Raw genomic sequence first — 15,514 nt, forward strand, 5'->3', positions numbered from 1 at the left:
CCCGCGCACGAGCGTTCAGGCTGACGGTCTGGCGCAGGTCATGGTCACAGGATTTTTGCCTGGGGTCGTGCCCGCCAGCTGGGTCCAGACAATAAAAAGACCCCGGCCAGCGTCGGGGTCTTGTTGATTCCACAACTGCAGCGTTGCTGGTCGCCAAACGATCCGGCGACGCAGCCGCGGCTGACGGTCGCGCCAGCACGCTGTGCAGACAGCCGGTCAGGCCATGCCGAGCGCCTGCAGGTACAGTTCGAGAATGGCTTCCTCTTCCTGACGCTCTGCCTGGTCCTTCTTGCGGATCCGCAGGATCTGGCGCACCGCCTTGGCGTCGAAGCCGCGCCCCTTCAGCTCGGCGAACACTTCCTTGATGTCGCCGGCGATGCCGGTCTTCTCTTCCTCGAGCCGTTCCAGACGCTCAATGAACTGCTTCAGCTCGTCTGCTGCGACGCCGGTATCGGCGACATCGGCCATGCCAGGATTGCTCATGGGCTAACAGGTGTCCTTGTGTGTTGGCCGCAGCAACCCGGGAGTCCCGGACGTCAGCGGCGATCCATTGTCGTTCCGGCATTGGGCGAGGTGCGCCCAGCGCCACCCGGGCGCCGCCAAAGGCGGCTCTGGGTGCAAGAATGGGCGGCCCGTCGCCAGGAGGAACGCGGTCAGGCGATCTATACCCGGATGTCTGACCACAAGCTAAATCAATTGCGTTAATCCCCGCCATGCGGCGGCCAGCGCGACATTTTTCCCGCATCTCGCTGGGCGACCCGGGCCGTCAGACGGCGCCGTTGAGCTGGGGCAAGCGGGCGGCTGCCCCAAGTTCATGCTGGTCGGCCCAGGCGACGCCGGGCATGATGCCGTGACGCGATTCGATAGCCTTCAGGCCGCAGGCGCAGCAAACCGGCGCAGGAGATCGGTCCAGGGTCATTCCAGACCTATGGCGCCAAGGGCGGCGCAGTCGCAGCGCGGGTTACGCGGCGCCACGCTGGGGACTGCCGCCAAAACGCCGCGTCTGCCACAGATTCGCCGCCCGCGCCGGGCATGCCTCGCTGCAGATGATGACGGCGCCAAATCCTGGAGGGCAAATCCTGGAAGGCAAGTCCTCGAGGGCAAGTCCTGGGGAGCATGTCCGGGAAAGCATGTCCTCAAGGGCGTGTCATGGAGGGCGTGTCGTGGAAGGCGTATCATGGAGGGCGTGTCGTGGAGGGGCAACCCGTGGTCGCACGCCGTTTGGCGCGTGAGCGGGGCCGCCCGATGTGCGCCATGCCTGGACGCCGTCATCAAACCGTGCGCATGCCGCGCCATAAATATTGCAGGAGTTAGCCAGCATGCCGTCCAAAAGTTCACCTGGTCGACCGGCGCAGAGGCGCGCACGGCTGGCCTTGTGCCTGGCGTTGCTGGGAGGAACGGTGACGCTGGCCCTGGGCGCGACCGAGGCGCGGGCTGACCTGCGCATGTGCAACATGACGGGCAGCCGTGTCGGTGTGGCTTTGGGCTATCGCGATCCCCAGGGGTGGATCACCGAAGGGTGGTGGAACCTTCCGTCCAAGGGATGCGAAACCTTGCTGCGCGGCTCCCTCGCCGCCCGTTTTTACTATATCTATGCCGTTGATTATGACCGCGGCGGCGAATGGTCTGGCAAGGCCTTCATGTGCACCAGGGACCGCGAATTCTCCGTGCGCGGCGTCGAGAACTGCCTCGCGCGGGGCTTCGACCGCAACGGCTTTTTCGAGGTCGACACCGGTGAACAGAAGAGCTGGACCATCCAGCTGACCGACACGCCCAGGACGCCGGAGATTACACGATGAGACGTTTGCGACGGGTCAAGATTGTCGCCACCCTGGGCCCGGCTTCCTCTACGCCCGAACGGATGGAGGCGCTGTTCCGCGCCGGCGCGGACATGTTCCGCATCAATATGAGCCACACCACGCGTGAGGCGCTGCGCGAGCGCGTCGCTGACATTCGCGCGGTCGAAAAGACCGTGGGCCGCCCCATCGGCATTCTCGCCGACCTGCAGGGGCCGAAGTTGCGCCTCGGTGTCTTCGCCGGCGACCGGGTGATGCTCGACAGGGGCGCCCGCTTCACCCTCGACAATGACGACGCCCCAGGCACAATCGATCGCGTGAAGCTGCCGCATCCGGAAATTCTTGAGGCGCTGGATGTCGGCCATCGCATCCTGGTCGACGACGGCAAGGTCGAGCTGGTGGTGACCGGCGTCAGCCGTGACGGAGCGCGCATCGCTGTGGAGACCAGCGTGCTGGTGCCAGGCGCCGCCTCGAACCGCAAGGGCGTCAGCCTGCCGGACACCACCATTCCGGTGTCGGCCCTGACCGCCAAGGACCATTCCGATCTGGAGGCGGCGCTGGATTGCGGCGTCGACTGGATCGCCGTGTCCTTCGTGCAGCGCCCCGAAGATGTCGCCGACGTCAAGAAAACGGCGCGCGGCCGCGCGCTGGTGATGGCCAAGATTGAGAAGCCGCAGGCCGTGACGCGGCTGGAAGAGATCTTCGAGCTGGCCGACGGCGTCATGGTGGCGCGTGGCGATCTCGGCGTCGAGATGCCGCTCGAACAGGTGCCGGGCATCCAGAAGCAGATCACCCGCATGGGCCGCCGCCTCGGCAAGCCCGTGGTGGTGGCGACGCAGATGCTGGAATCGATGATCTCGTCGCCAGTGCCGACCCGCGCTGAAGTCTCTGACGTCGCCACGGCGGTGTTTGAGGGCGCTGACGCGGTGATGCTGTCGGCCGAGAGCGCCGCCGGGCAGTTCCCGGTGGAGGCGGTGTCGACCATGGACCGCATTGGCCGGCAGGTGGAGGGCGACAACAACTTTCGCACCATCATCACCGCCCAGCGCACCCAGCCGGAGTCCACTGGCGCTGACGCCATCGCCGCCGCCGCCCGCACCATTTCGGAGACGGTGGACATTCGCACCATCGTGGCCTGGACCGCCTCGGGCGCCACAGGCCTGCGCATCTCGCGCGAGCGACCGCAGACGCCGATGATCGCCCTTACGCCGCGTGAGACCACGGCGCGCCGGCTGGCGGTGGCCTGGGGCATTCATGCGGTGGTGACGGAAGACGCCCATGACGTCGACGACATGACCGAACGGGCCTGCCAGATTGCCTGCGCCGCAGGCTTCGCCGCCCCGGCCGACCGGGTGCTGATCGTCGCCGGCGTGCCCTTCGGTTCGCCAGGCGCCACCAACATGCTGCGCATGGCCTTTGTCAGCTCAACCGGCAAGGGCGCAGCGTAAGGCCAAACCCTGGTGAGCATGGCTGATCGGGTCACGAGCAATGCCGGGCGGCGCCAGAGCTGTGCAGCTCGTGGCCGCGTCAGCAGCGGCGCGGCCCGGGCATGACGCTGCGCCAGGGACCAACCTCAATCGGCGCCGAAGCGCACGGGGTCAAAGCGGGCGACAGCTCGCCAGGTTGGGCGCCATAAGGCGCGCTACAGGTCGCGGCCATCCACATCCGGAGCGAGCCGCGTCACCTGCTCCTTGACGTCTGCCTGCCACGGGTTGATCTCCAGCGCCTTGCGCCAGACGCGCAGGGCGTTGCGGCTGTCGTCGCGGCGCAGGAACAGGGCGCCCAGCGCCGCCAGCGCCGGATAATTGCGCGGCTCCAGTTGCAGGGCCTTGCGCAAGTCAGTGGCCGCCCGCTCATCATCCCCCATCTGGCTGAACAGGATGGCCCGGCGCTTCCACGCCTCGGCCCAGGCCGGCCTGATGGCGATCACCCGGTCGATCAGCTCAACGCCCAGCGCCGTGTCGCCCACCATGGCGGCGGCTGCGGCGCGGCGCGCCAGCAGGTCTGCGGTTGGGCTGCCGGAACGGGCCCATTGCTCCTCGATCCGCCGCGCCGCGCCCTCGCCTTCCGCCTCATCGCGCGCGGCGGCGAGCCGGCCGAACAGAATGTCCAGGGTATCACCCTGCCCCTGCGCTGCGCCTGCGCGCGCCGCATCGGCCTGCGGCTGTGGGCTTGCGGCGACGGGCGGCCTGGGAAGGGCGCCGGCGTCCTTGGCAGCGTCAGCGGCAGCGCCCGCAGACGCCGCGAAAATGCACAGCGCCAGCGCGGCGCCTGTCGGACGCGCCGCATCTGTAATGCATTGCTTCAGTGAGTTGGCGACGCGGCGCCGCAGCAGATTGGCCATGGGCGGCATTCTAGAGCATTTCGCGCATGATCAAACGTCTGCGTTCAACCGCTTGCGTTTGCGCAGATTGCGCTCTGACGCGTCAGGCGCGGGTATGGGCCGGACGCAACGCCGCCGACGGGTGGGCGTGCGTCCCGCCCAAAACAAAACACCCGCGCCGGAGCGCGGGTGTTTTGATCTTCAGACATCGCCGTAAGGCGACTTCCTCAGCCCTGACGCGCCTTGTAGCGCTTCTGGGTCTTGTTGATGATGAAGACGCGGCCCTTGCGACGAACCAGCTGGTTGTCGCGATGGCGGCCGAGAAGAGCCTTCAGAGAATTGCGGACCTTCATGTTCCGGTTCCTCTATGACGCGACGCAACCGTCTCGCCGGGTGGCGCGCGCCACAGAAGACGCGCTTTGCGCCTCGACTGCGACCCACGACTGTTGGGGTTCAAAACGCCCGTCGACCGGTTGCGGCGCGACGGCGTTTCAATGAAATGGTGGGCGCGACAGGGATCGAACCTGTGACCCCTACGATGTCAACGTAGTGCTCTCCCGCTGAGCTACGCGCCCATTTCCGCCGTTGTCTGCCTCAAAAGCTGAAGCAATTCAACCCTGCGGAAAGGAATTTTTATCACCGTCTGGCTGGATCGCCGTGAAGCGCTTCGCCGTCTGGAGGCCTATGGAGCCGGGCGCTCCGTAAGTGAGCGGGGTAATAACTTGCCCCCACGCCGCTGGCAACTCCCCTTGTGTTGATAACTTCAGTTTGGCTGGGGGAAACTGGATGTCGCCGTCCGCGCCTGCCCCGCGCCCTGCCCCACGCCCTGTGGTCGCCGCCCCGCCTGACGGGATTGCGCCGGGCAGGTAACGGCTCAGGCCGCCAGCATTTTTTCCACTTCAGCGACCAGTTCGCGCAGATGGAACGGCTTCGACAGCACGCGCGCATCGCGCGGCGCCTGCGAATCCGCATTGAGCGCCACCGCAGCAAAGCCGGTGATGAACATCACCTTGAGGTCAGGATCGAGCTCGGTGGCGCGGCGCGCCAGCTCAATGCCATCCATCTCCGGCATGACGATATCGGTGAGCAGAAGCTCGAATGGCTCCTCGCGCAACCGGTTGTAGGCCGACAGACCATTGTCGAACGACGCCACGTCATAGCCGGCGTTCTCTAACGCCTTGACCAGGAAGCGACGCATATCGTCATCGTCTTCAGCAAGCAGGATTTTGTTCATCATCGCGATCAGCAATTCGCCCATTGTCTGTCAGCGTTTTAACCACAACGCCGTAAAGAAGCCGTGAATCCGGCGAAGCCTGGGCTGGGCCGACATGCGCCGCCCTGAACCCTGCGCCTGAAGCGGTTGCGGCGGATCTCAGGAGCGGCCGCAGGGCCGACTTGCGCGACGCGATCGCGCGGAACTCCGCCGGACTGGACATCGTTTCGCATCTGGCGTCCACTAACGACCCGCGCACGCCAGCCTTGTGACGATGCCCGCGCCCACCATGAAACGGCGCGCGCGCAAGGCGGCAAACGGCGCGCGCGCAAGGCAGGACGTGACGGCTACGGCGTGGGCAGGATCCGGTTTCGATCGCGCGCCACGCCCGCAGGCGCAGCCTCAGGGGTTGGGGACCATAACGCATGCTGACAATGACCGAGCCGCGTTTTGACCCGCCATTCACCCTGACCGAACCCCTCATTCAGTCGGTCCCGGTAGTGCTCAATTCGCCACACTCGGGAAGAACCTATCCCGACGAGTTTCTCACCCACACACGACTGACGCCGCTTGAGTTGCGGCGCTCCGAAGACGCCTTCGTCGATCTGCTCATCGCGCCGGCGGTGGCGCTCGGCGCGCCGATGCTGGCGGCGAATTTCCCCCGCGCCTGGCTGGACCTGAACCGCGAGCCTTGGGAACTTGATCCCAAACTGTTCGCTGGACCATTGCCAAAATGGGCCAATACCCGCTCAGCCCGGGTCATCGGCGGCCTCGGGGCCATCCCGCGCATTGTCGCCGAAGGCCAGGAAATCTGGCCCGACCGCCTGCCGCTTGAGGCGGCCCTGCACCGCATCGACACCCTCTACAAGCCCTATCACAGCGCCCTGCGCCGGCTGATCAACCGCACCCAGCGCCAGTTCGGCGCCGTGGTGCTGGTCGACTGCCATTCCATGCCCTCCAGCAGCACGCCGCGCCGCTTCGGCGCCACCCCCGACATCGTGCTCGGCGACCGCTATGGCTCCAGTTGCGCCGCAGCGGTGGTGGATTTTCTCGAATTGCGCTTTCAGTCCGCCGGCTATCGGGTGTCGCGCAACGCGCCTTATGCCGGCGGCTTTATCACCGAGCATTACGGCGCCCCCCTCGCCGGGCGCCACGCCGTGCAGATCGAGATCAATCGCGCCATCTATATGGACGAGGACCAGATCATCCCCTCGGATGGCTATGCAGATTTCGCCGCCGACCTCACCGAGGTGTTCGCCAGCTTCTTCGCCGCTTTGGATATGCTGACGCCGGCCCGTCGCCTCGCCGCCGAATAGCTGCCGCCGCGCCACCTGTCGGCAGCGCCTGTCTGGGGCGCCAGTCTGGGACGCCAGTCTGGGGCGTCAGTCTGGGGCGCAGTGTCATCGCCATGACGCCGACGATATGGCATGGATGGGGCATGACAGTCGGGCCGCGCGGCGCTGCAGCGGGCATGAGCGCAAGGGCGCGCATGGCCCTGGCGGCGGCAAGTCCGCACGCCCGCCGCACGCCCGTGAGAGAGAGCAAACCGTGACAGCCATCGACTTCGCCAGCTTTGTCAACGATTTGGCTGATATTTCCGCCCGCGCCGTCGCGCCCTTCTTCCGCTCCTCCATGACCATGGAGAACAAGGCGGGCCCAGGGGCGTTCGACCCGGTGACCGAGGCGGATCGCGCCGCAGAGGCCGCCATGCGCGCCCGCATTCGCCGCGCCTTTCCCGCCCACGGCATTGAGGGCGAGGAATATGGCGATGAGGGCGCCTCCGCCGAGTTCGTCTGGGTGCTCGACCCGATTGACGGCACGGCGGCGTTCATCAGCGGCCTGCCGCTGTGGGGCACGCTGATTGGCCTGAAGCGCCATGGCCAGCCGGTGTATGGCATGATGAGCCAGCCGTTTATCGGCGAGCGGTTTTATGGCGATTGCGGCCAGTCGCGTTACCAGCGCGGCGCGGACACCAGGATCATTCGCACCCGGCGCTGCGCCAGCCTGGCGACGGCGACGCTGGCCTCCACCTCGCCGCATCTGTTCAGCGAGGCCGAGGCCGAGGCCTATGGCCGGGTGCAGCGCGCCAGCCGGGTCACCCGCTACGGCGCTGATTGCTACGCCTATTGCATGCTGGCGGCGGGCCATATCGATCTGGTGGTCGAGGCCGGGCTCAAGCCCTGCGACATCGCCCCGCTGATCCCGATTATCGAGGGCGCTGGCGGCGTCGTCACCACCTGGACCGGCGCGCCCGCCACCCAGGGCGGCCGCATCATCGCCGCCGGCGACCCCGCCGTGCACGCCGAGGCCATGCGCCTGCTCGCCGACGTCGGCTGAGGCGCAGCCTGCCCTTCGACCATAACCTCCAACTCCCTGGGAAGAAACTTTGACTAGCGGCTGCCTGTTCTGCGCCATCACCTCTGGCGCCATTCCCGCCCGCATCGTCTGCGAGAGCGACAACCTTGTGGCCTTTCTCGACATCCAGCCGGTGCGCGAGGGGCACACGCTGATCGTGCCGCGGGAGCATCATCGCTTCTTCGACGACATGCCGGAGACGCTCGCCGCCGAAGTGGTCGCCATGGGGCAGAAGATCGCCCGGGCGCAGAAGCGGCTGTATGGCGTCGAACGGGTCGGCTTTCTGTTCACCGGCGTCGACGTTCCGCACGTGCACGCCCATGTGGTGCCGATGCATGAGCCGACGGATCTGACCTCGCGGCGCTACATCGCCGAGGAACAGCTGACCTTCCGGCCGACGCCACGCGCCACGCCTGAGGAGCTGGAGGCGACAGGCGCGAAGCTTGGCGAAGCCCTGCAGGGGAGCTGATGCCAAAGTGCGGTGAGCACGACTCATCGCACTTTGGTCAAGCCCGTGCGGTGCCTGAGCAATTCAGGATGCGGATGCGTCAGCATCTTCGCATCCTGGTATGAGGCGGCTGCTGCATACAGGCGGTGATCCTGCGCATCGCGGCTCATCAGGTCCGCGCGGCGCTAGAGCATGTCAGGCCGCCGCAGCGTCGGCGCCGCCGCAGTCGGGCGTCAGGCCACAAACTCAGCGGCGCTACCGGGGATGAAGGCGTCGAAGGCGGCGAAGAAGGCGGCGCGGGTCTCGTCACGTTCCATCAGCAATTCGTGGCGGGCGCCTGGCAGCACGATGGCGCGACCGGTCTTGAGCTGCAGCGCCAGCCGCTCGATGGCTGGCGTCGACACCACCCGGTCGGCCCCGGCGGCGAGGATCAGCGCCGGCGTGGCGATGCGGCGGCCAAAATCTGGCCGGGTGAACTCGGCCATGCAGCGAAACGCAGCGTCGAGCCAGCCGACGGTGGGATCGCCAATCGCCACCGCGATATCGGCGTCAGCTGCGGCGCGCACCAGCGCGGCGTTGCGGGCGTAACGCGCCGCATCGGTGGTCAGCGGATTCCCATCGAACGGGCGCGCCGAGATCGACCCGACCCCACCGCCAGGCACAAAGGCCGCGCCCATGCCGGCGAGGCGCAGACTGCGCGCCAGCGCGCGCGCCGACCGCGCGCCCAGCGGCAGCACGATGTCGACCATCGGCGCGCTCAGCGCCACCCGGGCGAAGCTGGTAAAGCCGCGCGCTAGCGCGCTGAGCACGATGGCCCCGCCCATGGAATGGGCCAGCCCGAACAGCGGCCGCGGCCAGTAATCCGGAATCGCCTGGCTGACCACCGCGTCGAGATCCAGCCGGTACTGGCTGAAATCCCGCACATGGCCCTTGAAGCGATTGGGCAGCGCCCGGTCGGACAGCCCCTGGCCGCGCCAGTCGAAGGTGATCACCGCAAAGCCGCGCTGCAGCAGATCGTCAATGGTCTCGGCGTATTTTTCGATGAACTCGGCCCGCCCCTGCATCAGCAGCACGCAGCCCTTCGGCGCGCGGGCAGCCGATCCCGCGAGCCGCGCCGGCCAGCGCACGGCGCGGAGCCTCACCCCGTCCGCAGTGGTCACATTCAGCGGCTCGCCGCCTGGCGGCAAACCGTAGTCCGCAGTCCTGACGAACAGCCAGTCGGCCCGTTCCATCTCCGCCCCCCTCGCCTGCCCACGCAGCCTGACCATGCCAGCCGCCCGGTCACAACGCCGTATTTTTTGCCGGCGGCCACCCTTGAAATGTCGTCATGGGCAACCAAACTCAGGTCTACGCAGGCCAAACTGGCTGCGTAATCCTGGCTGGTCCGCGCTCAATGGAGGCGGACTGCATGTTGCTCTGAAGAGGATATGCCATGCGTCACTTCGATCTGTCCCCCCTTTACCGTTCGACCATTGGTTTTGACGGCGTGTTCAACATGCTCGACAAGCTCGCCAATGTGGAGGGACCCTCCGGTTATCCGCCGTATAATATCGAGCGCACCGGTGAAAACGCCTATCGCATCACCATCGCCGTGGCCGGCTTTGGCCCCGATGAGCTGTCGCTGGAGCTGAAAGAGAACGCCCTTACGGTGCGCGGCGACAAGCCCGCCAGGGCGGAAGACGCCCAGCGCGAATATCTGCACCAGGGCATCGCCGCCCGCGCCTTTGAGCGCAAGTTCCAGGTTGCCGACCATGTGCTGGTGACCGGCGCCCATCTGGACAACGGCCTGCTGCATGTGGAGCTGGTCCGCGAGATCCCCGAGGCGAAAAAGCCACGGCAGATCCCCATCGCCACCCGCCCGTCGGATGTGCAGGAACTGACCCAGAACCAGCCGGCCCACTAAGGTCTTCAGGACTGCGGCCTATACTAGGATGCGAAGATGCTGAAGCATCCGCATCCTGGATTGCTCAGGCGCCGCACGGGCTTGACCAAAGCGCGATGAGTCGTGCTCACCGCACTTTGGTATTACGCCCTGTCCATTGACATTGCTGGCAAAGTTCCGCGCAGACTGAATTCAGGTCGAGGCGTCCCAGCTCTGGGGCGCCTCTTTTGTATGTTTATTGCACAAAAGTTGGGCGATCATTCTGACCGCAATCTATCTTGTGCCTAGTCTGGAAATCTGCCAAAGTGCGTTTAGGACAGTGCTACTGTCCATTTTTGGGCGCGCCTGGCGCCCATTGGCGAGGCAGAGTGGCGAAGCTATGATTGAAGCTGAGCGAAAAAGCCTGGAACATACCGTCCGCACCGAGCGGATCGCTGACGCACGCGTGGCCTGATCCCATTGTTGGGCCCGCGAGGAGCGGGCGCAAGGCCAGAGCGACCGACCCTCGATGACTGCCGCCTGTATTTGAGACACAGCCGTGTCTTCGTTGCAGGATTATTCTGGCGCGATCCGCCGTCCTGCGACGGCGCATGAGTTTATGTCGAGGGTCAGCACACCATGCGCGACAATCAAGGCGGTTTTGCCAGCACCAACGATAACGCCAGCCTGCACGCCGGGACTGGTCCTGCGCGCGGCGCCGTCAAAAGCGCCGATGCGGCTGCGCTGACGACCCGTCGCGTCGTGGACCCTGGCTTCCCCAAGGCCGCCGGCCTTTACGATCCTGCGAATGAGCATGACAGCTGCGGCGTTGGTTTCGTCGCCAGCATGCACAATCACAAAACGCACGAGATCGTGCAGCATGGCCTGTCGATCCTGAAGAACCTCGAACATCGCGGCGCCGTCGGCGCGGACCCCAAGGCCGGCGACGGCTGTGGTCTGCTGCTGCAGATGCCGCATGAGTTCTTCGCCGCAGTGGCGCCGGAAGCTGGCGTCGACCTGCCGGCGGCTGGCGATTACGCCGTCGGCCACATCTTTATGCCGCGTGATCCGGCGGCCCGCGCCGAGATCGAGGCGCTGGTGGCGGAGCGCACCCCGGCTGAAGGCCTGGTGCTGCTGGGCTGGCGCGACGTGCCGGTCGACAATTCCGGCCTCGGCTACAGCGTGTTGCCGACCGAGCCGGCGCATCGCCAGCTGTTCATTGGCCGCGGCGACGGCATCGCCGCCGGTGAGGCGGGCGCCGACGAGTTCGAGCGCCGCCTCTACATCCTGCGCAAGGTCATTTCCAACGTCATTTATGACCTGCATGACCCGCGGATGGATGGCTATTACGTCGTATGCCTGTCGTCGCGCACCCTGATCTACAAGGGCATGCTGCTGTCCAACCAGCTGGGCGAATATTACACGGATCTCAACGATCCGCGCATGAAGTCGGCCATCGCCCTCGTGCACCAGCGCTTCGCCACCAACACCTTCCCGACCTGGTCGCTGTCGCACCCCTATCGCATGGTGGCGCACAACGGCGAGATCAACACGGTGCGCGGCAACGTCAACTGGATGGCCGCCCGTCAGGCCTCGGTGTCGTCGCCGCTGTTCGGCGAGGACATCTCGAAGCTGTGGCCGATATCTTACGAGGGCCAGTCGGACACCGCCTGCTTCGATAACGCGCTCGAATTCCTCGTGCGTGGCGGCTATTCGCTGGCCCACGCCATGATGATGCTGATCCCGGAAGCCTGGGCGGGCAACCCGCTCATGGATGAGGAGCGTCGCGACTTCTACGAGTATCACGCCGCATTGATGGAGCCGTGGGACGGCCCCGCCGCCATCGCCTTCACCGATGGCCGCCAGATCGGCGCGACGCTCGACCGTAACGGTCTGCGCCCGGCCCGCTATTTCGTCACCCGCGACGGCCTCGTCGTCATGGCGTCGGAAATGGGCGTGCTGACCTTCCCGGAAGAGGACATCGTTGAGAAGTGGCGCCTGCAGCCAGGCCGCATGCTGCTCATCGACCTCGAGAAGGGCCGCATCGTCTCCGACGACGAGATCAAGAAGGAGCTCTCCACCAGCCACGACTATCGTGAATGGCTGGAGCGCACCCAGATCGTGCTCGAGGACCTGCCGCCCGTCGAAGCCCGCGCCCCGCGCGCCGACGTGGCGCTGCTCGATCGCCAGCAGGCCTTCGGCTATTCGCAGGAAGACCTGAAGCTGCTGCTCTCCCCCATGGCCGTCACCGGCCAGGAGGCCATCGGCTCCATGGGCACCGACACGCCGATTGCGCCGCTGTCGTCGCGTCCGCGTCCGCTGTTCAATTATTTCAAGCAGAACTTCGCCCAGGTCACCAACCCGCCGATCGACCCGATCCGCGAGGAGCTGGTGATGAGCCTGGTGTCGTTCATCGGCCCACGTCCGAACATTCTCGACCATGAGGGCACCGCGCGCCTCAAGCGTCTGGAAGTGCGCCAGCCGGTGCTGACCAATGAGGATCTGGAGAAGATCCGCAACATTGGCGCCATCGAAGACCAGTTCGACACCAAGACCCTCGACATCACCTATCCGGCGGCCAAGGGCGCCGATGGGATGGAAGAGGCGCTGAAGCGTCTGTGCGAGCGGGCGGAAGAGGCCGTGCGCGGCCGCTACAACATCGTTGTGCTGTCGGATCGCCAGATTGGCCCGGATCGCATGCCGATCCCGTCGTTGCTGGCCACCGCCGCCGTGCATCATCACCTGATCCGCAAGGGCCTGCGCACCTCGGTCGGCCTCGTGGTCGAGACCGGTGAAGCGCGCGAGGTGCACCATTTCGCCTGCCTCGCCGGCTATGGCGCCGAAGCGGTCAACCCTTATCTGGCGTTCGAGACCATTCTCGACATGCACGCCCGCGGCGAGTTCCCGCCGGAGGTCGATCGCAAGGAAGCCGTCAAGCGCTTCATCAAGTCGATCGGCAAGGGTCTGCTCAAGGTCATGTCCAAGATGGGCATTTCGACCTACCAGTCCTATTGCGGCGCGCAGATCTTCGACGGCGTCGGCCTGTCGAGCGAATTCATCAACCGCTACTTCACCGGCACCGCCACGCCGATCGAGGGCGTTGGCCTCGCCGAGGTGGCGCAGGAGACGGCCCGCCGTCACCGCGACGCCTTCGGCAATGCGCCGATCTATCTGAACGCGCTTGATGTGGGCGGCGATTACGCCGTGCGCATGCGTGGCGAAGCCCACGCCTGGGACGCCGACAGCGTCCGCGACCTGCAGCACGCCGTGCGCGGCAACGCCCAGGACAAGTACCGGGCCTTCGCCCAGCGCATCAACGAGCAGGGCGAGCGTCTGCTGACCATCCGCGGCCTGTTCGGCATTCGCACCGCCGAAGACGACGGCCGCAAGCCCGTGCCGCTGGATGAGGTGGAGCCGGCGTCGGCGATCGTTCGCCGCTTCGCCACCGGCGCCATGTCCTATGGCTCGATCTCGCGTGAGGCGCACACCACCCTCGCCATCGCCATGAACCGGATCGGCGGCAAGTCGAACACCGGCGAAGGCGGCGAGGAAGCCGACCGCTTCCTGCCGATGCCCAATGGCGACAGCATGCGCTCGGCCATCAAGCAGGTCGCCTCTGGCCGCTTTGGCGTGACCACTGAATATCTGGTCAACGCCGACATGATCCAGATCAAGATGGCCCAGGGCGCCAAGCCCGGCGAAGGCGGCCAGCTGCCCGGTCACAAGGTGGACGCGGTCATCGCCCGCTGCCGCCACTCGACCCCGGGCGTGGGCCTGATTTCGCCGCCACCGCACCACGACATCTATTCGATCGAAGATCTGGCCCAGCTGATCTACGACCTGAAGAACGTCAATCCGGTGGCAGACATCTCGGTCAAGCTGGTGTCGGAAATCGGCGTCGGCACGGTGGCCGCGGGCGTCGCCAAGGCGCGCGCCGACCACATCACCATCTCGGGCTTCGAGGGCGGCACCGGCGCCTCGCCGTTGACCTCGATCAAGCACACCGGCTCGCCATGGGAAATCGGCCTCGCCGAGACCCACCAGACGCTGGTCGCCAACAAGCTGCGTAACCGCGTCGCCGTGCAGGTCGACGGTGGCCTGCGCACCGGTCGCGACGTGGTCATCGGCGCCCTGCTCGGCGCCGACGAGTTCGGCTTCGCCACCGCGCCGCTGATCGCCGCTGGCTGCATCATGATGCGCAAGTGCCACCTCAACACCTGCCCGGTTGGCGTCGCCACCCAGGACCCGGTGCTGCGCAAGCGCTTCGTTGGCCAGCCCGAGCACGTCATAAATTACTTCTTCTTCGTCGCCGAAGAAGTGCGTGAGCTGATGGCCGCCCTGGGCTACCGCACCATGGATGAGATGGTCGGCCAACTGCACATGCTGGACCGTCGCCGGGTGGACGAGCACTGGAAGTCCCGTGGCCTCGATTTCGGCAAGCTGTTCCACAAGCCGGAGGCCGATGGTCCCGAAGCGATCTTCCATAACCAGGTCCAAGACCACCATCTGGAGGCGGTGCTCGATCGCAAGCTGATCGCCGCCGCAGCCCCCGCGCTGGAGCGTGGCGAGCGGGTGGAAATCGCGGTTGAGGCGCACAATTACGATCGCTCCACCGGCGCCATGCTGTCGGGTGAAGTGGCCAAGCGTTATGGCCATGCCGGCCTGCCGGACGACACCATTCACGTGCGGCTCACCGGCACCTCTGGCCAGGCCTTCGGCGCCTGGCTGGCGTCCGGCGTCACCCTCGACCTGACCGGCGAAGCCAATGACTATGTCGGTAAGGGCCTGTCGGGCGGCCGCATCATCGTGCGTCCCCCGGCCAATTCCGGCATCGTCCCCGAGAAGTCGATCATCGTCGGCAACACGGTGATGTATGGCGCGATCGCCGGCGAGTGCTACTTCCACGGCGTGGCGGGCGAGCGTTTCGCCGTCCGTAACTCCGGCGCGATCTGCGTTGTCGAAGGCACTGGCGATCACGGTTGCGAATACATGACCGGCGGCGTCGTGGTGGTGATTGGCCAGACCGGCCGCAACTTCGCGGCGGGCATGTCGGGCGGCATCGCTTATGTGCTCGACGAGAGCGGCGATTTCGCCAGCCGCTGCAACCTCTCCATGGTCGACCTTGAGCCAGTGACCGAGGAAGAGGACCTGATGCGCGAGCATCAGCACCAGGCAGGCGACCTCGACTTCAAGGGCCGCATTGACGTGCTGGCCAATATGTCGAGCCAGGACGCCGAGCGCCTGCGCCAGCTGATCGCTGACCATCTGCGCTACACCGGCTCGGGCCGGGCGAAGCAGATCCTCGACAACTGGGCCGACTATCTGCCGAAGTTCGTCAAGGTGATGCCGGTTGAGTACCGTCGCGCCCTTCAGGAGCTGGAGAAGTCCCGGCGTCCGGTCGCAGCTGAATAAGCGCATGACAGCACGGGCGTCTGACGCCCACGCCTGACCGCAACGCGGTCAGGACAAATCGTCGGGCGGGACAGGCACGGCGCGCGGGGCGCGCCGGTCCGTTCTC

At 66.1% G+C, this 15,514-nt stretch carries 12 protein-coding genes and 1 tRNA gene; 7 read left to right on the forward strand and 6 right to left on the reverse strand.

Annotation, left to right across the window (positions count from 1 at the left end):
• Nucleotides 1–216: 216 nt before the first annotated feature.
• Entirely contained in the window at nt 217–483 is a 267-nt protein-coding gene (locus tag AC6A67_RS04230; RefSeq protein ID WP_498035308.1) for a DUF2312 domain-containing protein, read from the reverse strand.
• Between the two features lie 917 nt (nt 484–1,400).
• On the opposite strand from AC6A67_RS04230, the gene AC6A67_RS04235 reads away from it, so the two are divergent.
• Both AC6A67_RS04235 and pyk read left to right on the forward strand, forming a co-directional pair.
• Nucleotides 1,401–1,799 (forward strand): DUF1036 domain-containing protein, encoded by a 399-nt coding sequence (locus AC6A67_RS04235; protein WP_498035309.1) that lies wholly within the window; start codon nt 1,401–1,403, stop codon nt 1,797–1,799.
• The gene (gene pyk, locus AC6A67_RS04240; protein WP_498035310.1) at nt 1,796–3,244 is read left to right on the forward strand and encodes a pyruvate kinase; all 1,449 of its coding nucleotides are present in this window, start codon (nt 1,796–1,798) and stop codon (nt 3,242–3,244) included. The genes AC6A67_RS04235 and pyk overlap by 4 nt, the downstream gene beginning before the upstream one ends.
• Before the next feature lie 194 nt (nt 3,245–3,438).
• Here pyk and AC6A67_RS04245 read toward each other — a convergent pair whose 3' ends face one another.
• From AC6A67_RS04245 to cpdR, 4 genes are all read right to left on the reverse strand, one after another.
• Entirely contained in the window at nt 3,439–4,140 is a 702-nt protein-coding gene (locus tag AC6A67_RS04245) for a tetratricopeptide repeat protein (RefSeq protein WP_498035311.1), read from the reverse strand.
• A gap of 206 nt (nt 4,141–4,346) precedes the next feature.
• A complete protein-coding gene (ykgO, locus tag AC6A67_RS04250; protein ID WP_132007802.1) occupies nt 4,347–4,472 on the reverse strand; it encodes a type B 50S ribosomal protein L36 in 126 nt (41 codons plus the stop codon).
• A 147-nt stretch (nt 4,473–4,619) separates the two neighbouring features.
• Nucleotides 4,620–4,694, reverse strand: a tRNA-Val gene (locus AC6A67_RS04255).
• Between the two features lie 299 nt (nt 4,695–4,993).
• Entirely contained in the window at nt 4,994–5,356 is a 363-nt protein-coding gene (gene cpdR, locus AC6A67_RS04260) for a cell cycle two-component system response regulator CpdR (protein ID WP_498035362.1), read from the reverse strand.
• Between the two features lie 401 nt (nt 5,357–5,757).
• Here cpdR and AC6A67_RS04265 point away from each other — a divergent pair, with 401 nt between their 5' ends.
• From AC6A67_RS04265 to AC6A67_RS04275, 3 genes are all read left to right on the forward strand, one after another.
• Nucleotides 5,758–6,648, forward strand: coding sequence for an N-formylglutamate amidohydrolase (locus AC6A67_RS04265; RefSeq protein WP_498035312.1), 891 nt, complete (start codon nt 5,758–5,760; stop codon nt 6,646–6,648).
• Between the two features lie 232 nt (nt 6,649–6,880).
• A complete protein-coding gene (gene hisN / locus AC6A67_RS04270) occupies nt 6,881–7,669 on the forward strand; it encodes a histidinol-phosphatase (RefSeq protein WP_498035313.1) in 789 nt (262 codons plus the stop codon).
• Between the two features lie 49 nt (nt 7,670–7,718).
• Complete coding sequence (locus AC6A67_RS04275; RefSeq protein ID WP_498035314.1) at nt 7,719–8,156, forward strand: HIT family protein; 438 nt, start codon at nt 7,719–7,721, stop codon at nt 8,154–8,156.
• A 212-nt stretch (nt 8,157–8,368) separates the two neighbouring features.
• Here AC6A67_RS04275 and AC6A67_RS04280 read toward each other — a convergent pair whose 3' ends face one another.
• Nucleotides 8,369–9,367 carry an alpha/beta fold hydrolase gene (locus AC6A67_RS04280; RefSeq protein ID WP_498035363.1) on the reverse strand — a complete coding sequence of 333 codons (999 nt, stop codon included), beginning with the start codon at nt 9,365–9,367 and terminating at the stop codon, nt 8,369–8,371.
• A gap of 200 nt (nt 9,368–9,567) precedes the next feature.
• On the opposite strand from AC6A67_RS04280, the gene AC6A67_RS04285 reads away from it, so the two are divergent.
• Both AC6A67_RS04285 and gltB read left to right on the forward strand, forming a co-directional pair.
• Nucleotides 9,568–10,038 carry an Hsp20 family protein gene (locus AC6A67_RS04285; RefSeq protein WP_498035315.1) on the forward strand — a complete coding sequence of 157 codons (471 nt, stop codon included), beginning with the start codon at nt 9,568–9,570 and terminating at the stop codon, nt 10,036–10,038.
• Nucleotides 10,039–10,635: 597 nt separating this feature from the next.
• Nucleotides 10,636–15,408, forward strand: a complete 4,773-nt coding sequence (gltB, locus tag AC6A67_RS04290; protein WP_498035316.1) for a glutamate synthase large subunit — start codon at nt 10,636–10,638, stop codon at nt 15,406–15,408.
• Nucleotides 15,409–15,514: the final 106 nt, after the last annotated feature.

This window comes from Camelimonas sp. FR25 (assembly GCF_059740505.1).